The following is a 20,556-nucleotide window of genomic DNA, read 5'->3' as shown; positions in this document are numbered from 1 at the left end:
TAAGAGATAGCTCATGTCTACTACTGGTCGTATTCATTCTTTCGAATCTTGTGGCACGGTGGATGGTCCGGGAATCCGCTTTATTGTGTTTCTCCAAGGCTGTCTAATGCGCTGTAAATATTGCCATAACCGAGATACGTGGGACACCCACGATGGCAAGGTAGTGAGCGTGGACGAAATCATTAGCGAAGCAAAGTCTTATAAGCACTTCATGAGAGCTTCTGGCGGTGGGGTCACTTGCTCGGGAGGTGAAGCCATGCTTCAACCTGAATTCGTACGTGACTTTTTCCGTGCAGCTAAAGAGGAAGGGATGCATACCTGTTTGGATACTAACGGGTATATTCGGAAACATACTGATGTTGTTGATGAAGTACTTGAAGCCTCAGATCTTGTCATGCTCGATATCAAGCACATGAAAGATGCCATTCATCAAGATTTTATTGGTGTTTCCAACAAGCGTACTTTAGATTTCGCACGGTATCTTCACAAAATTGGGCAAAAAACTTGGCTTCGATATGTCGTTGTACCCGGCTACACAGACGACGAAGAGGCCGCGCATATGCTCGGTGAGTTTATTCAAGATATGGATAACATCGAAAAAGTGGAGTTGCTGCCCTACCACAAATTGGGCGCACATAAGTGGGAAGCGTTAGGGCACGACTACCCACTCGAAGGGGTTAACCCACCTCCGAAAGAAACAATGGATACGATAAAAGGAATACTTGAGCAATATAACGACAATGTGAAATACTAGTTTCCATGTAAGCCTTATACTCAAGCTATGCAAAGTAACCAATCACGAACAAAGCCAGCATTATGCTGGCTTTGTTGTATTGATAGCCTAGTTACCCTTGGGTATAGAAATAACTGCGCTAAACTCACGATTTTGGGACGTTCGGGTGTGTTTCCACAAAAGTTCGTGCCCTTAGGAATTACACTATGTCGATACTTCAGTTTCTTTGTCTCGTCTTTACTGCCTTTGTCGTACAACGAAGTTGGGCTGATACAAAGCATGCCTTTATTCCTAAGTTTCTAAGCGAAAAATCTTTTCAGAACCTCACTATCATTTCCTTAGTAATACTCTTTTTTCTTTGGCAAACCAAAGCAGGGGTCAAAAGCGGCTTAGATATTCACTTTCTTGGTATAACGGCTTTTACTATGATGTTTGGCTGGCGAGTCGCCTGCCTTCTTAGTCTGCCTATTTTTGGTGCTCTCGCCATTTTCAATCAATGGCCGTTAATAGATTTACCGGTACAAATTATCATTTCAGGCTTCATCCCTATTTTTTTAAGCTATTTCATATTCACTCTTAGCTATCACTATTTACCCAAAAATGTCTTCGTTTTCATTTTTGTTGCTGGCTTTTTCAATGCCATGTTTGTTGGGAGCACACACCTACTGCTGAAAGGAAGCTACTATCTTTGGCAGGGTTTGTATGATTTCACCACGGTAATGGATAACTTCTTCATGCTGATTCCCTTAATGGCATTTCCCGAAGGTCTCCTCAACGGAATGACATTAGCGGTACTTTGCGTGTATCGACCAGAATGGTTACGCGTATTCTCAGACAGACATTACCTTTTCCCTAACAAGTAGAATTCCTGTCTAGCAGTAGCACGAAAATATCCGCTCAATCTCCAATCAAACCTTATTAAACATGTGTTGAGATCATGTTTCGGTACGGATACTTGCTGTTACCCTATTTCATAGATTAAGTAATAAAATTTAAGAGACCATGCTATGGAAATGACCAACGCTCAACGACTCATTTTGTCGAACCAATACAACCTAATGTCGCAGATGGATCCGCAGAATGCCGAAAAGTATCAACGCCTTCAAACCATTGTAGAGCGTGGATATGAACTACAAATGTTAGAGCTAAATAAGGACTATGGCTGCTTGGATGAAACGCAGTGTCGAGAGATTCTCGAAATTATGGAAATGTATCATGCGATGCAAGAATCGAACAAAATGCTCAACCACGATGAGAGAGAAAACGTTGATCAGCGCAGGCTCAACTTTTTAGGGTTCGATATCGCAAGTGAATCACAGCTTGTTCACTATGTGCGTTTTCTCGTCGATTCCGAAGGGTTGTACACCCAATTTGACAAAGGTGAACATCACTTCAACGCACAAATGCCAATGCTTGAAAAATACCAAAGAATGTTGGCATCTTGGAAGCGCTGTCCACGTCAATATCACCTCTCTGCGGCGGAATTTAATCAAATCTTCAACGCTTAGTCCTATTTTTTGACCTAAGTCTCTCACATCGTTTGATATTTTTATCAAAGCACCACTGTTATGTGGTGCTTTCCTATTGCGACCGTAGGTTGCGCAACACTCCAGCCTGTTTGAATCACTTCTAGCACACTCATACAAACCCGTACTTGCTTCATACTTTTTTCTTAAAAATTTGAAATAAATACCGAATTAATAAGCAGAATTCAAAATCTGGGTCTAACCTTATTTAGTGAAGGACGTGACATTTTCGCTGTTAATTAGTCGATTTGACAGGTTTAGAGGGGTATTCGCTATGAGCATTTTTGACCACTACCAGGCTCGCTATGAAGCAGCCAAGGATGAAGAACTATCGCTGCAAGACTTTTTATCGCTATGTCGTGAAGACAAAAGCGCCTATGCCAATGCAGCTGAGCGCCTATTAATGGCGATTGGAGAACCTGAAGTCATCGACACCGCATTAGACCCGAGACTCAGCCGTATTTTCTCTAATCGCGTGATATCCAGATACAAAACCTTTGAAGATTTCTACGGTATGGAAGACGCGATAGAACAAATCGTTTCTTACCTAAAACATGCCGCTCAAGGGTTAGAAGAACGAAAACAAATTCTATACCTTTTGGGTCCCGTTGGTGGCGGTAAGTCGTCACTCGCCGAGAAACTGAAAGCCCTAATGGAAAAAATGCCTATCTACGTTCTTTCCGCTAACGGTGAACGTAGCCCAGTCAATGACCATCCATTCTGTTTATTCAATGTTAACGAAGATGGTGATTTGCTAAAAGGCGATTATGGCATTGAAAAACGTTACCTACGTTCCATCATGTCACCTTGGGCAGCAAAACGTCTCACTGAGTTTGGTGGTGATATTTCCAAATTTAAAGTTGTGAAAGTAAGACCATCTATCCTTGGTCAAACTGCAATTGCAAAAACGGAACCGGGTGACGAAAACAACCAAGACATTTCATCACTTGTCGGTAAAGTCGATATCCGTCAACTTGAGCACTTCTCACAAGACGACCCTGATGCGTACAGCTACTCAGGTGCGTTATGTCGAGCTAACCAAGGCTTGATGGAATTTGTAGAGATGTTCAAAGCGCCAATCAAAGTACTGCACCCATTACTTACTGCTACTCAGGAAGGTAACTATAACGGTACAGAAGGGCTCTCTGCCTTGCCGTTTGATGGCATGATTCTGGCGCACTCGAACGAATCAGAGTGGCAGACCTTCCGCAACAATAAGAACAATGAAGCCTTCCTCGATAGGGTGTACATTGTGAAAGTACCTTACTGCTTGCGTGTTTCGGAAGAAGTTAAAATCTACAAAAAACTGTTGGATCACAGTGAGCTTTCAAAAGCGCCATGTTCCCCAAGCACATTGGACATTTTGGCTCAATTCAGCATTCTTTCTCGTATGAAAGATCCTGAGAACTCATCCATTTTCTCGAAAATGCGTGTTTACGACGGTGAAACCCTGAAAGATACCGATCCAAAAGCAAAAAGCTACCAAGAATACCGAGATTTTGCAGGTGTCGATGAAGGCATGTCGGGTCTTTCTACTCGTTTTGCATTCAAGATCCTTTCTCGCGTATTTAACTTCGATCAATCCGAAGTGGCGGCAAACCCTGTGCATCTTTTCTATGTTATTGAACAACAGGTAGAAAGAGAACAGTTCCCACAAGACATGGCAGAGCGTTACTTAGAGTTCTTGAAAGGCTATTTAGTACCTAAATATGTCGAGTTTATCGGTAAAGAAATTCAAACCGCTTACCTCGAATCCTACTCTGAGTACGGTCAGAACATCTTCGACCGTTATGTCACCTATGCCGATTTCTGGATTCAAGATCAAGAATATCGCGATCCGGAAACAGGGCAGTTATTCGACCGTGCCGCGCTTAATAATGAGCTAGAGAAAATTGAGAAAACGGCAGGTATCAGTAATCCGAAAGATTTCCGAAACGAGATCGTTAATTTCGTATTACGTGCTCGTGCAAACAATAAAGGGCAAAACCCCGTTTGGACCAGTTACGAGAAACTCAGAACGGTCATCGAGAAGAAAATGTTCTCGAACACGGAAGAGCTGCTTCCTGTTATTTCCTTCAATGCGAAAACTTCAACCGATGATCAGAAAAAACACGACGACTTTGTCGCTCGTATGATGGAGAAAGGCTACACCAAGAAACAAGTTAGATTGTTGTCGGAATGGTACCTACGAGTACGTAAATCCTCTTAGTACCAAGTGTCTTAGATATGGGGACTGGCAGATATTGCCAGTCACTCATGACACACAGTTCGACACTTTGACGTTTCAGAGGGACTAACGTATGGCGCAATTTATCGACAGAAGGCTCAATGGCAAGAATAAGAGCACAGTCAACAGACAACGCTTTTTACGCCGCCATAAAGAGCAAATTAAGGAATCGGTAGCCGATGCCGTGAATCGCCGATCTATCACCAATACAGAGACAGGTGAAGATATATCGATTCCACATAAAGACATCAAAGAGCCAATTTTTCATCAAGGACAAGGGGGCGTTAGAGAACGCGTTCATCCAGGTAATGACCAATTCATCACCGGAGACAAAATTGAGCGACCAAAAGGCGGTCAAGGAGGCGGCTCTGGCGAAGGTGATGCAAGTGCTGATGGCGAAGGTCAAGATGACTTTGTTTTTCAGATTTCAAAAGACGAATATCTCGACATTCTATTTGAAGATCTGGAGCTACCTAACCTTCAAAAAAACCAAATCAATAAAATCACAGAATGGAAAACCCATAGAGCTGGTTTCCAAACCGCGGGTATTCCGGCCAATATCAGTGTGGTGCGCTCTCTTCAACAATCACTGGCAAGAAGAACAGCATTAACCGCGGGCAAAAAGCGACTACTTGCAGAGCTAGAAGAAGAGTTAGAGCGAATTGAAAACAACGAACCCGCTCAACCTTTAGAGGAGAAGAAACTTCAAGAGGAAATCATAGAACTTCGTCAGCGTATTGCGCGCGTTCCGTTTATTGATACTTTTGATTTGCGTTTCAAAAACTACGAAAAGCGCCCTATTCCTTCGAGCCAAGCAGTGATGTTTTGTTTGATGGATGTGTCAGGCTCTATGGACCAAGCAACTAAAGACATCGCAAAACGCTTTTATGTGCTTTTATATCTATTTTTAACAAGAACTTACGAGAACGTCGAAGTCGTCTTCATACGCCACCATACTCAAGCGAAAGAAGTCGATGAACATGAATTTTTCTATTCGCAGGAAACGGGCGGCACCATCGTATCCAGCGCTTTGAAATTGATGAATGAAATCGTAAAAGACAGATATCCAACTAACGAGTGGAATATCTACGCAGCACAAGCTTCAGATGGGGATAACTGGGCAGATGATTCCCCTCGTTGTAAAGAGCTATTGGTGAACAATATTTTACCTGAATGTCAATATTACTCCTATATCGAAATAACAAGAAGAACCCACCAAACCTTATGGCATGAATACCAAAAACTCGAAGAAGCATTCGACAATTTTGCCATGAAAAATATTCGTACTGTGGATGATATTTTCCCAGTATTTAGGGAACTGTTTCAAAAAGAAACGGCATAGGGAGGCGCGCTATGGCGACTAAAGCAGCTAAAAAAACAGCGACAAACAGCAAGCGCTTGCCAGATGGTCCGGATTGGACATTCGAGCTTCTGGAGCGTTACCACAAAGAAATCAAAAGGGTAGCCGAACACTATCGATTAGACACCTACCCTAACCAAATTGAAGTGATCACAGCGGAACAAATGATGGACGCATACTCAAGCATTGGTATGCCCATCAATTACAACCATTGGTCATTTGGCAAAAAATTTATCCAAACCGAGCAAAACTACAAACACGGTCAGATGGGTCTTGCGTATGAAATTGTCATTAACTCAGACCCATGTATTGCGTACCTAATGGAAGAGAACACCGTAACCATGCAAGCCTTGGTTATGGCTCATGCTTGCTATGGTCACAACTCTTTCTTCAAAGGCAACTACCTGTTTCAAACTTGGACGGATGCAAGCTCCATTGTCGATTACCTATTATTCGCTAGAAACTACATTACCGAGTGTGAAGAAAAGCACGGCGTAGACGAAGTTGAACAGCTGTTGGATTCCTGCCATGCGCTAATGAATTTCGGTGTCGATCGATACAAACGCCCAGAAAAGATCTCCATTGTGGAGGAGAAGGCACGGCAAGAAGCTCGTGAGGAATACCTTCAATCCCAAGTTAACGAGCTTTGGAAAACGGTTCCTAAAAGCGAGGAGAAGGAGCAATCTCAAAAGATTCGTTTCCCAACGGAACCTCAAGAAAATATCTTGTACTTCATTGAGAAACACGCCCCACTTCTAGAGCCTTGGCAAAGAGAAATAGTTCGTATTGTTAGAAAAGTCAGCCAGTACTTCTACCCTCAGAAACAAACACAAGTCATGAACGAAGGTTGGGCAACATTCTGGCACTATTCCATACTGAATCATTTGTACGATGAAGGTTTGGTGTCTGAGAAGTTTATGCTTGAGTTTTTGCATAGCCACACCAATGTTGTCGCCCAGCCTCCATACAACAGCCCTTATTTTAGCGGCATCAATCCATATGCTCTTGGTTTTGCGATGTTCCAAGACATTCGTAGAATGTGTGAAGACCCAACCGATGAAGACAGAGAGTGGTTCCCAGATATCGCAGGAGCAGATTGGTTAGATACATTGCACTTCGCTATGGCAAACTTTAAAGATGAAAGCTTCATCAGCCAATACTTGTCGCCTAAGTTAATGCGTGACTTTAAACTCTTTGCTATCAGTGACGACGACAGAAAAAACCACATAGAAGTCAGCGCAATACACGATGAAGTAGGTTATCGCCAAATCAGAGAAAAACTGGCGGCACAGTATAATTTAAGTAACTTAGAGCCAAACATTCAGGTGTGGAATGTAGACGTACGTGGCGATCGTTCTTTGATCTTGCAATATGTTCCTCATGATAGGATTCCATTAGGCGACAGCCATCAAGAAGTATTGAAACACCTTTATAGGCTTTGGGGATTCGATGTCATTTTGGAGCAACGGAATGAATCTGGAAGAAAAGAAATTCTAGGCAGTTGCCCTGAGCGTGAAGACTACAACTCCGAAATCTAAGCCAATAACTCGAATTTACCAATCCTCCTATTTGCCCACGAAGTCTGTGGGCTTTTTTGTGTCTAGAAAAAGAAAAGCCAGCTATATCAAGCTGGCTTAAAACTAGCAATTGTTACGATTACTTAAAAACAAATTGGATGGTCTTGGCTTTAGGGCTCTTGGTTGAAACCGTCAGCTCAACGTTATCAATGGTGTAGGTACCATCAGTAAATAGAGACTTATCTGTTTTTAGTGAAAGAGGATCATTTGGAATTGAATACGAGTAGTCATTAGGAATGATAATAATCGTTTCATCTTCATTAGTTGAAATGGATGCCAATGTTATTCCCGTTGAAAATTCGGGCGTACCTGGTGCACTCAACTTCAGGTCATTAACAAGTGTTGGGTTTTCCATCATCCAGTCAAAGCGGTTATTTTCAGTATTGAACCACAGCCAAAAATGACCGTTCTTGGTATTCAAATGAATCAACTGTAAAGTGTTTTTAGTTGGATCGAACCCATTGAGTACAAGCGTTTTAGATCCATTCACTTCAGAAACTTTACTTGTGTTTACTCGACCTAGTCGATATTGAAAGTATGGTAATACTTCTTGACCAACCTCGCCTTTTCCGCCCATAACACCATTGTATACGCCATAATTGAACGCTGAATATTTATCAAACTCTTTATGAAACTTTTCCATTACCTCTTTGTTTAATTTTTCAGTTTTATTCCAATCGCAAGATTGATCAAAATTAAACGGGTTACCATTATTTGAGAAGTGCTTGTAGGAGCAAGGAGAGACCGATGCATGCCCCAATCCTAAACCGTGCAAATATTCATGCGCAAATAAAACCTGATCAGGCGACAAACTCTTGCTTTCGCTGTCCAAACCAAGCTTAGATACAAGTGATTGACTTGCGAGATCACTGTTGATTAAAAAGCGATTTTTAAGAACAGCTCCATCCTGTAAGGTAACTGTCTCATAGATGTTTCCGTAGTTGTTCAAACCTGGATTGTTCTTGGCAATGTAAACAAATGCTAATTGGTCATACTGAGTTACATCAAGCTTAGAGCCATCCTCAGCAAGTATCGATTGGTAAAAAATTTGGTCTTTATAAGGCAGTAGAACTTTATTGTCATCGTTTGTTTCTAGACCTGTCACATTCAGTTCAGTAGCGACAGTTAGTTGGACATCTTTGGCTAAGGTCGACTCTAGATACTTATCAACATTTGATTGCTCACCAAATCTAGCAACAACTTCTTGGCGGATGCTACTCGACGGGAGCGTGTAACCATCAACAACTACAGGGATAACCGCTATGTTGATTTGTGGTTTGGTCACACGGCATATCATACGAATGCGGTCCTCATCGGAACGATACACTTCCGTTAGTGTCGATTTCACATCACCAGCGCAATTTGAAAAATCATGAACAGTGTTTGATGTTGTAATAGACGAGCACTGCTTGATGTCTGCTTTCAAGCTTGCACTCATCGAATCTGGCGCATTACTTAAAATTGCATCAAGTGCATCAGATGGAGACTTACCTGCAATAAATTTCTGGATATCAGAATCTAATACAGCGCTTTCCAATATCTGTTGCTGAGGCAAAAATGCCATATGTTCAGGTAAGTGCCATTCGCCGCACTCTGGGGCAGAATTCACCTGCTTTTTGTATGCAGTTTGGTCAAAGGCAATTACGGAGCTAACATTACCTGTTTTATCTAGGTTCAGCGTTTTACCTTTTAATTTAGTAACATCGCCTAATAATTGCTGCCCAGCGCTGGTCGCAAGCGCTTTCAATAATTCACGCTCTTTCGCACCTTGCTTTTGCGCTTGAACGAGTGAACGTGCAACGACTTTCGCCTTATAACTTTCATCATCGGAATCCGAAAGGTAGTTGTGAAAAACTTTGCTTGAATCTAGTCCAAGCTTCGTCGCGAAAGCTTCTTTAGTTAAGTTTTCTTTCACAGCGATATCAGTGATAGGGCTAACCACCCCGTAAGTTAACTTCGACTGAAAAAATACATCGTTAGCAGACAGAACATTAGAATTTGAGAAAGCTTTTACTGCTACAGGGTTATTTTGTCTAACACAAACTACCGCTTTGCTTGAACTGCTTTTCGCTTTGATCGCACCTTGTGAGTCCGTCTTACCTAGGAATTGGTCACATTTTCCGTCATGGTTGCTGTCCAAGAAAACATCAGCATTTGACAAATATTGCTCGCCACCAAGTGCAATAAGAGAGTAAGAATTAGATCCCGTATTTGGTGTTGTTGGTAAAGTAGGCGGTGTTGTTGGAGAAGAAGAGCTTGAATCTTTGTTACAACCAGAAATCATAACGGTAAAAGCAGAGACCACTGCCATGGTCATCAGGGAACGATTAAATTTCATAAATTTTACTCAAAGCGATTAGATGAAATAGTTATTTTTTTAAGCAGATTTCAGTTCCCTTGAATGAGCTGCAAGTGCATATTACCAATTAACGCCCCAACCAAATGTAAGGTCGTGTAAGCTTCGTGATTTCTATTCGCTTTGAATATTGTCTCTTTAACCCATAAGTTATTAATATAAAAAGCCAGCAACCTTTCGTCGCTGGCTTACAAATTTCACTTCTCAGTCCAAACTTTTAAACTATTTAATGCTTTCCCAAGCTTTTGAGTCCACATCATTTTGCTTGTAAGCAACGTCTGACAAAACCAGATCATTGATCGCTCTTAAGGTTTTCTTTTCTTCTTCATCCGTAATATTTGATTCAGTGTGTACTTTGTGATTGTTTGAATCGGAAGAGTCTGTGATCGTAAAGGAACCAAAATCTGGTGAGATAATAAACGATGTTGGGTTGTATAGACCACTAACATTAAGGACATCGTTCAACCCGAACTGACCAATTAGGTTCATTAGTTTTATGCCGTTTATGTCTGTTGGGCTTATTGAAGCATTTCGACCCACTACGATCCCATTATCAGTATCAAATAAGTCTATTGTGGCTCCTGACACACGGTACTCAACCAGATGAACCTTGTCTGTTTCGCTAATAAAGCCAGGAACAAGTTTTCCAGCGTTTTCAATTGCAGTGCCAGCTGAATATTCAAGCACACCATCAAAAGTGCGTTTTGCCTCTATTTTAAATGACTCACTGTCCGAGCCACACTGCTTACAAGATACATTACTCGTAAATTCGTTAATCGAACCGTTTACCTCGTCACTCACACGGTATCTTCTAAAAATGCCATCATCCGGAACCCCTTCCGAGTTAGACTGATAGAAAGTAAACGTTTCATAATTGGCTTTAAAGCCAGACTCTTCGTGAATACTGTTTTCAAAGATGTAAACCAGCTCACCCTGTGAGTTACCCACCTCAGGCGAATAAGCAATGATGTTACTTGGCAAAGATTTGTAATCCGCTTCAGAGCCTGATTTCTTAAGATTGCCAACCCAGGAACTTGCTTGCCCACAATCGTCCCCAGATACCGGAGCATGGATAACATCAACAATAACAGAGTCAAAGTCGTACTTGGCAGAAGCCCCATACTTAGCCACGATGTCGTCTATCCCAGGCCAGTTTTTTGCTTCAACTCCTTGCGCTGAACAAAAGGTCAGTGTTTCGTTTACGATCCTCTTGGTATCTTCGTTATCTGCAAGGTAATCAATAACCAATCCAACCTCATTAAACGCATCGGCTAGGTCCTGACGTTGCTCATCAGTGTATTTTGTCTCTTTATAAGCAACTTCTAGCTGTTTTTTCAGTTCGATTGGGGTAGCTTTGTGGCTATTGACACTCAAAACATCCATGTACAATGCTGCAGAAGAGAAAAATGAGGCCTGAAGCTTCGCCATGATCATCTCATCAATGCTCTCTTCCATCGCGGTATTGACTTTGTAAGCCCCAGCATATAAATCAGTGGCACTTGCTTGGTAAGCCGTCATTCCGCAGGCTACTAAAGCGGAAACCATTAGAGTATTCTTAATTTTCATAATCATCTTCCTTATCGCAGCTTACTACTTAGACTGTTGTTTCTTTTTCACAGCACTGAACTTGCTGGGTACTGATATCGATAGACTTGTCTTTCCTACTGGTAAATTGATAACGGATTCAATCGCATCAGAACCGAGAGTTTTACCGTCCGATTTAAGCAATGAAAGTTTTTGTTCTAGATCCGAATTTTTAGGAGCAATTGTCGATACTTTTGGCGCAGTGGTTTTAGGAGCTACACTCTTAGTCGTTTCGTTTTTAGCGCTAAAACAACCTGCAAGTAGAAAAACTGACATTATTGGGGCTATTATCGCTAGATTTCGTTTCATACCTTTCTCCTCATGAGCACTTCACATTTGAGCTATATGAAAAACAAAAAAACCTGACTCTATTGATGTCTTGGCTGCTTATCATTTCTCGTCTTGAAATCAATCTAATCGATTGCTTTCACCAATTACATTGATGAGATTAAACAAATCAGGTCAAATAGTTAGGCGTGAGGATTTTCAAGGCGTTCAAGGCTATAGAAACTTTCAGTTCCATAATTGTTATCTTTGTTAAATTGAGCTTTATAGGAATAATTTTTCTCGCGAACTGACTCGATAAGCTGGAAGCAATACGAAATATCAAGTTGTGTTTATTTATTACTAAGGTCAAACCTGTTTATAATGGCGCGTTGTTGTCCTTTAGGTTAATTGCCGAAGGTAAATCCAGATTGGTGATAAAAATATGAGCGCTTCAAACGCCCCTCGCACAGAAAGCCAAAATCGTCGTGATCTTCCTAATATGATCACATGTTTATTGCCTGCTTATAATGAAGCAGAGAATCTTCCGCATGTCGTGCCAGAAACATACAATTACTTGAAGCAGTTTTGCCAAGAAGTTGAAATTCTTATTGTTGACGATGGCAGTGCAGATAACACCGTAAGCGTCGCTCAAGAGCTTGCGAATAGTTATCCTATTTCTGTCGTGAAGTTATCCAGAAATTTTGGTAAAGAAATTGCTCTTAGCGCCGGTCTGGACAATGCCCGTGGGGATGTGGTCGTTATCATGGATTCGGATGGTCAACACCCGTTACCTGTCATTGAGCAGTTCATTGAGCACTGGCGTAAAGGTTTCGACATGGTTTACGGGGTTAGAGCCAACAGAGACGACGAATCTTTTGCGAAAAGAGCGTTCACTAAAGTCTATTACGGGCTTTTAAACCGAATCTCTGATGTGGATATCCACCCAGACGCGGGTGACTTCAGGCTGTTAAGCCGAAACGTTGTTAATGCGTTGGTTTCATTACCTGAACGTACCCGAATGATGAAAGGTCTGTACGCGTGGGTTGGTTTTAAGAGTAAAGCTGTGTCGTTTGATGTAGAAGAACGATTGAGCGGAACCAGTACCTTTCGCTTCAGAGATCTCACTTCCCTAGCAATAACCGGACTAACGTCATTCAGTAGCATCCCTCTAAAAATATGGATGGTGGTAGGTGCAGCGATCTCTGCTATGTCGTTTGGATATGGCATGCTCATTCTACTTAAAACACTAATTTTTGGCACAGACGTACCCGGTTGGCCTACATTAACCGTGTCGATCTTTTTCCTTGGCGGAATTCAATTGCTGTCTATCGGTATCATGGGTGACTACCTAGCCCGAGTGTTCTCAGAAGTTAAAAAGCGCCCTCTCTATATTGTCGAAGAATACCAAAAAAGCGTAGATAAAGGCGCAGATGGAAATGATGTTGGCGATAAGTTTGAAGACGAAAAAGTAGAAAAATAATTGATGAAAAGCATCATAGTTTGCGCAGACGATTATGGCATGTCTCGAGAAGTTGACGACGCCATTCTAGAGTTAATTGAGAAAAAACGTATCTCCGCCACCAGTTGCATGACACTAATGCCGAATTGGAAAGCGTCTGCGAATCGATTGAAAGAGCTTGAAGGACAAGCAGCTTTCGGCTTGCATTTCGATTTGGGTCACGTTGCAAGCTTAGGTAAGTTAATGCTGAGTGCAGTACTGCGCACGTTGGATAAGTCAGCCATTGAAACAACACTTAATCAGCAGCTGGATAACTTTGAAAATGAAATGGGCAGAGCACCAGACTACATTGATGGTCACCAGCACGTTCACGCATTTCCTGTCATCCGTGACGTTTTAGCCTCTGTCGTAAACCAACGCTACGCAGTTGAGACTCCATGGATTAGAAGACCATCAGTGCCGCTAACAGGGCATGATTCCGCTTTAAAAGCCGTCGTGATCCAAGGATTGAATTTGGGTTTTGATTCAGTCATAGGTAAACACACCAATGCGCAAACCAATTCCAGTTTTGCTGGCTTATATTCCATTAGCGAAACGGCTAACTTTCCTGAGCTAATGGAAGGTTGGGTCAACAATCTCGATAATCACGGATTAATTATGTGTCACCCAGCCGTAGAAGGGGCAAACGTGGAGCACAGTTTAGCGAGGATTAAGGAATATGATTACCTTCGAAGTGATCGTTACATCTCGCACCTTGAAGCAAATAATGTAACGCTCGTTACTCACCCAGAATAAAAAATAGCAGCGATTTAGCTGCTATTTTTTTAAACGCTTGAAGTAGTCTAACGAGAAAGTAGTTTTCTAACCACTTCTAAGTCTTCTGGAGTATCGACCCCCGCTGCGGGTGTTTCTTTGGCAACTTCTACATGGATCTTCTCACCGTACCAAAGCACTCTCAATTGCTCTAAACATTCGATCCGCTCTAGCGCGCTCGGCTCCCAATTAATGTAGGTTTTAATAAACCCAGCTCGATACGCATAAATCCCAATATGACGCTGTAATGGCTGATGAATAGACGGATCTGCCTTCGAAAAGTCATCTCTATCCCAAGGAATCGAAGCACGGCTAAAATACAGTGCGTACCCTTTTTCATCCGTAACTACTTTCACTACGTTAGGGTTAAATATTTCATTTGCACCTTCAATTTCCACTGAGAGCGTTGCCATTGGCGCCTTGCTTTGCTGAAGGTTGCGCGCAACTTGCGAAATGATAGATGGGGGAATCAAAGGCTCGTCACCTTGCACATTAACGATAATGTGCTCAGGCGGAATATTCATTAAATCAACCACTTCCGCCAAGCGCTCAGTACCCGACTCATGTTTATCCGATGTCATGCACACCGTCGCACCAAACCCTTCAGCCGCTTGTTGAACGCGCTTGTCATCGGTAGCAATAATGACGTTTTCAGCACCAGCTTGAATAGCTTGAAGGTAAACCCATTCAATCATAGGTTTACCCGCTATATCCGCAAGAGGTTTACCTGGTAATCTCGTCGATTGGTATCTCGCAGGAATGACAACCGTAAATGCCATTTACTTGCCCTCATCCATTGAAATACTGCGAGCTTCCGGCTCAAGCAGAACAGGAATGCCTTCTTTAATTGGGTAAGCAAGGCGATCGATTTTACAGATAAGTTCTTGCTTATCTTTATCAAAAGTCAGTTTACCTTTGCATACAGGGCACGCCACAATCTCAAGCAGTCGATGATCCATATTCTTTCATTACCTCATTTATTCTTTGTAATATCTTATCAGTATCTTGTTCAGGTAAGGTTGCAGAGACTGGTAGGTACCACCAGTTATCCTTTGCAAAAGGCAAACATTTGACAGCATCTTTTTCTGTCATAATAAGCGGCTTACCTGCCATTTCAATGGCACTAATCTGTTGCTCTGTCATTGCCTGATGATCAGCAAAACCATGTTCCGCCAAAACATTCAATCCCATACTCTTCAAGGATTCGAAAAAGCGAGGAGGATGACCAATTCCAGCCATCGCCACTGCACTTTCAAGTTCAATGGCACTTTTCTGTTCATTCGTTACCAAGTTGATGGCTTTAGAAGGCTCTAGAGTCATTGGAAATTCTTTTGCACGAGCACTGCCACCGTTGGTGATAACAAAGTCCACTTCATCTATCCGTGAAACAGGCTCACGTAGTGGCCCCATAGGGATAAGTTGCTCATTTCCCATACGCCTAACGCCATCGACAACAACAATTTCAATGTCTCTGTTTAATGCGTAGTGCTGCAAACCATCATCAGTGACAACAATATCGACCCCTGAATCCAAGAGTGCTTTTACAGCATTACTTCGATTCGGATCGACGACTACAGGGGCATTTGTGCGACGATGAATTAAAAGAGGCTCATCGCCACAATGTTCTGGGCTAGAATCCAGCGTTACCGAAAACGGATAGCTGGGCGCTTTGGCTCCATAGCCCCGTGATACCACCCCTGGCTTAAGCCCTTTAGCCTGTAGCATTTCCACAAGCCATACCACGACAGGTGTCTTGCCATTCCCACCCGCGGTAATGTTACCAACGACGACGACGGGAATGGGGGCGTGGTAACGTGCTTTTTTTTGGCTCAAGAAATCTTGTTTACGCTTTGTACTGACAAAACCAAACAACAGGCTGAGCGGCCATAATATGGGCCAAAGCAAAAAGCTCAGCCAATGTCGCTCAAACCAGATCTTTTCTACCATCAATTTGACTCACTAAATTGAATGGAGTAAAGCGACGCATAAGCGCCGTCTTCTAGCATCAATGCTTCGTGCTGACCACGCTCTATCACCTTCCCATCTTCAATAACTAATATCTCATCGGCATTTTCAATGGTAGACAAACGGTGTGCAATCACCAAGACTGTCTTATCTTTTTGCAATACATCCAACGCAGCTTGAATTGCGCGTTCAGATTCAGTATCCAAAGCAGACGTGGCTTCATCAAGAATCAAAACTGGCGCATCACGCAGCAATGCACGTGCAATGGCGAGCCTTTGCCTCTGCCCACCAGATAGAGTCGTGCCATTCTCGCCGATAACCGTGTCATACCCGTTATCTAGTGCCTCGATAAACTCATGTGCATACGCGAGCTTGGCCGCTTCAATGATTTGTTCTTTTGTAAACTTATCTTCCGCAGCATAAGCAATGTTGTTTGCTACCGTATCGTTAAACAGGTGAACGTGCTGAGAGACGATACCAAAGTGAGTGCGAAGATTCTGTAAGTCGTAATCTCGTACATCATGTCCATCGAGAGCAATTGAACCTGAATCTAAGTTGTAGAATCGCGTAAATAGGCTCGCTATCGTGCTTTTTCCGGAACCTGAGCGACCAACCAATGCCACCGTTTTCCCCGACGGTATATTAAAGCTGACATCTTTTAACGCGGGAGTATCTTTTGTTGGATAAGTAAAAGTGGCATTTCGTACCTCTACATCGCCTTTCACCTTTTCTTTAACTAACTTGCCTTCATCATTTTCTGTTGGCATATCCATTAAGCTAAACAACGTTTGGCAAGCCGCCATACCGCGCTGGAAGTCGGACATAACCGAAGTTAATCCACGAAGAGGTCGAAGCATACTTAACATCGCAGAGAAGACGACTGTAAATGTACCCGCAGTCAACTCTGCGCGAATAGAATCAACAGAAGCTAGGAACAACACAGTAACTAACGCAGAAGAGCCGATCATTTGTACTACAGGGCTCGAGAGTTGTGAAACCACGACCATCTTCATATTTTGCTGACGCATCGCATTGCTGACGTGATTGAATCGCTCTTCTTCTACCGGTTGACCACCGCAACTCAATACAACTTTGTGACCATTTAACATCTGCTCTGAAGAAGATGTGAGGTTCCCCATTTCAGTCTGCATATTTTTAGAAATTTTGCGGAACCGACGAGACACAACACCAATCGCGATTGCAACAATAGGTCCCACAACTAACAGTACTAAAGAGAGCTGCCAGCTGCTCCATACCATCAAACCAATCAGCCCTAACAAGCTTGCAGTTTCGCGGACGATATTGACCAAAGCTTGACTCGTTGCCCCTGCCACTTGCTCCGTATCATAAGTAATGCGAGAAAGTAGTCGACCAGTAGACTCCCTGTCGAAAAAGGAGACTGGCATTTGCATAAAATGATTAAACACCTGCCGACGAAGCTTCATTACCACATTATTGGAAACCCAGCTCATAAAATACGCTGACACAAACCCACTTCCGCCACGGACGATCATTAACACCAGAATGATGATCGGCATTGTGCGTAAAAACTCAGAGTCCGACTGACCAAAGCCTTCGTCTAGTAAAGGCTTAAGTAAAGAAAGCATGTATGTATCGCTGAGCGCATTAATCACCAATGCAATAATCGCGATGACAATACCGGCTTTGTATGAGGAAATATAAGGCCATAAGCGCTTAAAGGTTTGAAAGGTCGATTGATCTATTTCTTGCGACATAAGAAAGGTCATTGTCAAAAAATTCCGCTTATTCTACTCCTTTCCTTACTATCTGCCTATACCAGCGAGGGGAATGTTCAGCTCTAGTGGTTTTAATATCCCATTTGTCCTTGTAAATCAGGATTGATATTTGTCCTTCTTCCCCCGTATCCATCCATTTTATGCCTTTTGATTCGTACACTTTTCGGACTTGTGCCGATGGCAAATTCCATCGATTCCCTTTTGCCAACGAGGCAATTGCAATATCTGGTACAACACGGTCAACAAACAAACTCTTGGACGATGTACTTGACCCATGGTGAGGAACGACAAGAATATCTGACGCTAAGTGTTCGCCCTGTTGAGACAATATAAACTCGCTGATGGCATCAATATCACCCGTTAATAACATCGATGTTTTGCCATCGCTGATCCTAATAACACATGAGTGAGGGTTATACGCTCGACGCGTTAATCGAGGAGGCCACATCGCCTCAAAACGCAGTCCCTGCCAATACCATTGCTCCCCGCGAATACAAGGCTGATAGCCCTCAAGACTTTGGCTTGCTCTACGCCAATTCGGTTGCAATTCCGATTCAACATAACCTTTCCCACCAGCATGGTCTGCATCTAGATGGCTGAGAACAAAACCATCTAAGTAATTAACTCCTCGATTCTTAAGTACTGGGTGAATCACGCTTTTCGCGTAGCTCCCTCCTTCCCACCCCATGCCAGTGTCATACAAAATAGCTTTACCATTCTTCTCAATAAGAACCGCGAGCCCATGACCCACATCCAACATATCCACACGCCATATTGGCTTGGGTTCGTGAGGAAAACGCCATAACATCGCCACAGCTAAAAGCATCACAGGAATGACAGAACGAAATTGAAAAGACAAAACCAATAAAGTGATCAAGGAAAAAACGAGAAAGGTGTAACGAGAGGAAAGAGATAGCCAACCATATTCTCCCCATTCTAAAGACCAAATAATCGGGTTTAGTGACCAGTCCGCAACTTGCCAAAACGGATAAGCAAGATTTGGTGAAGCCGCGGTGAACAACAAAGCAAGGCTAATAAAAGGTAATGTCACCAAGCTGACTAACGGTAAAAAGATAAAGTTGTATATAGGTGAAAGTACGCTGAAGCCTGAAAATACAAATATCGAAATAGGCGCTAGTGCGATGAGTAACCAAAATTGCATTTCAAGCAAAAAACGGGCTTTTTGCCATTTATTACTTTGTTCTGAACGCCTTAGACCGATAAAGATAAAAATCACTGAAACAGCAGAAAACGAGAGCCAGAAGCTGGCTGAAAGTACAGCAAACGGATCCAATAATAAAAGCACCGAACAAACAATCAGTAGCAGACGCCAATTACTAAAATGAACACTCGCTAGTTTCACGGTTGTGAGAATAATACACGCGACAAGTGCGCGCTGAGTCGGTATAGAGAAACCCGCTAGGCTGGCGTAGATTGAGGCCGTTATAAGTCCAGCTACAATCGGTAGCCACACTCTCACCGAAGGTAGTGGCAGAACAAGTGCAATAACTCGACCAAAAAACCACCCTAGTCCAAATATCAAACCAATATGCAATCCCGAAATCGCCATCAAATGAAGAAGGCCACTGCTTTGTAGGTGCCGCCAATCTGAATCCGTTAAGCCTCGTCTGTCTCCAAAACTGAGCGCGAGCAAATATGGTGCACTTTTGAAATCGTATACGAGATTAAAAACACGACTGTGAAGGCTTTGTCTATAATGAGTGGTGTTGTAAAGAAGTGTCGCTTGCTTAACCACCGCTTTCCCATGCCAGCGATTCGCTACGTAGTGTTTTTCTTGGTCTCTGCCTGCTTCATTTAACCGACCATAAACCGGTTTGAGAGCGGCATCTAAGGTTAAAAATTGACCCAGCAACGGTGGCTCGCTATCCATAGACCAAATAACTCTAACGGTCGGTCGGAGCAAATATGGAATTTTCCTGCCGTTAAGTTGATGCACCACAAAAGACGCTTCATATCCATGACTTATTTGTTTAAAAAAGCTGTCAATCTGCCCAGTTATGGTACTATTCTGACCTTCAGAAAAAAGCAAACGTTGCTGGTGTTGAAATAGGCTGGAATGGACGACTACCACTATTAAACCGAGTAACATGCCTTTCAGGCAATCAGTATAAGGTCTATTCCAAACGAGCAAGCATAGGATAATTGCAGGAAAGACCCAGAAAACACTCGGCATTATTGTCCAAAGTGCGGACGAAGCAATCAATGTCGTGAAAGAAGTTAGTGTCCAGTTAGATAAGTGAGTTTTCATATCCTATGCCAAAAAAACTAATCCGACGTTTCTTGCCCGATCACGAATTAATCAAACGTCAAAAAGCCCTTAAAATCTTTGGCAACGTTCTATATAACCCAAACTTGTGGTGCCTAAATCGTCGTTCTGCCGCTGGCGCATTTGCCGTTGGTTTGTTTATGGCATTTGTTCCACTCCCTAGCCAAATGATCATGGCAGCCGGTCTAGCTATTGCTTGCGGGGTGAACCTGCCACTTTCTGTCGCTCTCGTTTGGGTCAGCAACCCTATTACCATGCCCGTTTTGTTCTACTTCGCTTATAAAGTAGGCGCAGTCGTTATGTCTGTTCCACCGCAAACCTTTCACTTTGAGCTGTCTTGGGATTTTATTGTTGCTCAAATGTCGACCATCGGTCCCCCGTTCATTCTTGGATGCGCCATCTGCGGCGTGGTCAGTGCCATGGCAGGTTACTTTGGCATACGCGGGATTTGGCGTTACTCCGTTGTCCGTAGCTGGCAAAAACGCGGAGTGCGAGTACGTTAGAGGATTTTTCTAACCATAAGTAACTGAAAGTCTAACGCTCCGAGCCGATATACAGCTAAATGTAATCACGCTGTTTCTCATAATCAGATTTAGTTACAACCATCAAAAAAGGGCTCACATTGAGTAATGCCAGTCAGTTAAG

Annotated in this window: 17 protein-coding genes; 9 read left to right on the top strand and 8 right to left on the bottom strand. The window is 42.8% G+C overall.

What is annotated here, in order from left to right; all coding sequences use genetic code 11:
- Positions 1 to 13 precede the first annotated feature (13 nt).
- The 6 genes from pflA to CW749_RS23835 all read left to right on the top strand — a co-directional run bounded on the left by pflA (position 14) and on the right by CW749_RS23835 (position 7,384).
- The gene (pflA, locus tag CW749_RS23860) at positions 14 to 754 is read left to right on the top strand and encodes a pyruvate formate lyase 1-activating protein (protein ID WP_101114962.1); all 741 of its coding nucleotides are present in this window, start codon (positions 14 to 16) and stop codon (positions 752 to 754) included.
- A 185-nt stretch (positions 755 to 939) separates the two neighbouring features.
- The gene (locus CW749_RS23855; protein ID WP_101114961.1) at positions 940 to 1,596 is read left to right on the top strand and encodes an energy-coupling factor ABC transporter permease; all 657 of its coding nucleotides are present in this window, start codon (positions 940 to 942) and stop codon (positions 1,594 to 1,596) included.
- Between the two features lie 144 nt (positions 1,597 to 1,740).
- Positions 1,741 to 2,241, top strand: a complete 501-nt coding sequence (locus tag CW749_RS23850; RefSeq protein ID WP_101114960.1) for a YfbU family protein — start codon at positions 1,741 to 1,743, stop codon at positions 2,239 to 2,241.
- Positions 2,242 to 2,533: 292 nt separating this feature from the next.
- Positions 2,534 to 4,468 carry a PrkA family serine protein kinase gene (locus CW749_RS23845; protein WP_101114959.1) on the top strand — a complete coding sequence of 645 codons (1,935 nt, stop codon included), beginning with the start codon at positions 2,534 to 2,536 and terminating at the stop codon, positions 4,466 to 4,468.
- 91 nt (positions 4,469 to 4,559) lie between these two features.
- On the top strand, positions 4,560 to 5,828 hold the full coding sequence (locus tag CW749_RS23840) for a YeaH/YhbH family protein (protein WP_101114958.1): 1,269 nt from the start codon (positions 4,560 to 4,562) through the stop codon (positions 5,826 to 5,828).
- An 11-nt stretch (positions 5,829 to 5,839) separates the two neighbouring features.
- Positions 5,840 to 7,384: a SpoVR family protein gene (locus CW749_RS23835; RefSeq protein WP_101114957.1), complete on the top strand. Its 1,545-nt coding sequence runs from the start codon at positions 5,840 to 5,842 to the stop codon at positions 7,382 to 7,384.
- A 118-nt stretch (positions 7,385 to 7,502) separates the two neighbouring features.
- On the opposite strand, the gene CW749_RS23830 is transcribed toward CW749_RS23835, so the two are convergent.
- The 3 genes from CW749_RS23830 to CW749_RS23820 form a co-directional block, all read right to left on the bottom strand.
- Positions 7,503 to 9,761 (bottom strand): hypothetical protein, encoded by a 2,259-nt coding sequence (locus tag CW749_RS23830; RefSeq protein WP_101114956.1) that lies wholly within the window; start codon positions 9,759 to 9,761, stop codon positions 7,503 to 7,505.
- A 240-nt stretch (positions 9,762 to 10,001) separates the two neighbouring features.
- Positions 10,002 to 11,345: a hypothetical protein gene (locus CW749_RS23825; protein WP_101114955.1), complete on the bottom strand. Its 1,344-nt coding sequence runs from the start codon at positions 11,343 to 11,345 to the stop codon at positions 10,002 to 10,004.
- A gap of 24 nt (positions 11,346 to 11,369) precedes the next feature.
- Positions 11,370 to 11,672, bottom strand: coding sequence for a hypothetical protein (locus tag CW749_RS23820; protein ID WP_101114954.1), 303 nt, complete (start codon positions 11,670 to 11,672; stop codon positions 11,370 to 11,372).
- Positions 11,673 to 12,072: 400 nt separating this feature from the next.
- Between CW749_RS23820 and CW749_RS23815 the strand changes: the two genes are divergently transcribed.
- Positions 12,073 to 13,110, top strand: a complete 1,038-nt coding sequence (locus CW749_RS23815) for a glycosyltransferase family 2 protein (RefSeq protein WP_237322563.1) — start codon at positions 12,073 to 12,075, stop codon at positions 13,108 to 13,110.
- A 3-nt stretch (positions 13,111 to 13,113) separates the two neighbouring features.
- Entirely contained in the window at positions 13,114 to 13,884 is a 771-nt protein-coding gene (locus tag CW749_RS23810; protein ID WP_101114952.1) for a ChbG/HpnK family deacetylase, read from the top strand.
- A 47-nt stretch (positions 13,885 to 13,931) separates the two neighbouring features.
- Here the strand turns inward: CW749_RS23810 and kdsB are convergent, their stop codons facing one another.
- Genes kdsB through CW749_RS23785 form a run of 5 tightly spaced genes read right to left on the bottom strand, consistent with a single transcriptional unit; the run spans position 13,932 to position 19,893 of the window.
- Positions 13,932 to 14,681, bottom strand: a complete 750-nt coding sequence (kdsB, locus tag CW749_RS23805) for a 3-deoxy-manno-octulosonate cytidylyltransferase (RefSeq protein ID WP_101114951.1) — start codon at positions 14,679 to 14,681, stop codon at positions 13,932 to 13,934.
- The gene (locus tag CW749_RS23800; protein ID WP_101114950.1) at positions 14,682 to 14,861 is read right to left on the bottom strand and encodes a Trm112 family protein; all 180 of its coding nucleotides are present in this window, start codon (positions 14,859 to 14,861) and stop codon (positions 14,682 to 14,684) included.
- On the bottom strand, positions 14,842 to 15,849 hold the full coding sequence (gene lpxK / locus CW749_RS23795) for a tetraacyldisaccharide 4'-kinase (RefSeq protein WP_101114949.1): 1,008 nt from the start codon (positions 15,847 to 15,849) through the stop codon (positions 14,842 to 14,844). Before lpxK ends, CW749_RS23800 begins: the two co-directional genes overlap by 20 nt.
- Positions 15,849 to 17,603, bottom strand: coding sequence for a lipid A ABC transporter ATP-binding protein/permease MsbA (msbA, locus tag CW749_RS23790; RefSeq protein ID WP_101114990.1), 1,755 nt, complete (start codon positions 17,601 to 17,603; stop codon positions 15,849 to 15,851). Before msbA ends, lpxK begins: the two co-directional genes overlap by 1 nt.
- Before the next feature lie 28 nt (positions 17,604 to 17,631).
- Positions 17,632 to 19,893 carry a DNA internalization-related competence protein ComEC/Rec2 gene (locus CW749_RS23785; protein WP_101114948.1) on the bottom strand — a complete coding sequence of 754 codons (2,262 nt, stop codon included), beginning with the start codon at positions 19,891 to 19,893 and terminating at the stop codon, positions 17,632 to 17,634.
- Positions 19,894 to 19,898: 5 nt separating this feature from the next.
- On the opposite strand from CW749_RS23785, the gene CW749_RS23780 reads away from it, so the two are divergent.
- Positions 19,899 to 20,414, top strand: a complete 516-nt coding sequence (locus CW749_RS23780) for a DUF2062 domain-containing protein (RefSeq protein ID WP_101114947.1) — start codon at positions 19,899 to 19,901, stop codon at positions 20,412 to 20,414.
- Positions 20,415 to 20,556: the final 142 nt, after the last annotated feature.

It is taken from the genome of Vibrio sp. vnigr-6D03 (assembly GCF_002835515.1).
Classification (GTDB): domain Bacteria; phylum Pseudomonadota; class Gammaproteobacteria; order Enterobacterales; family Vibrionaceae; genus Vibrio; species Vibrio penaeicida.
This window is presented reverse-complemented; position numbering and strand designations above follow the sequence as displayed.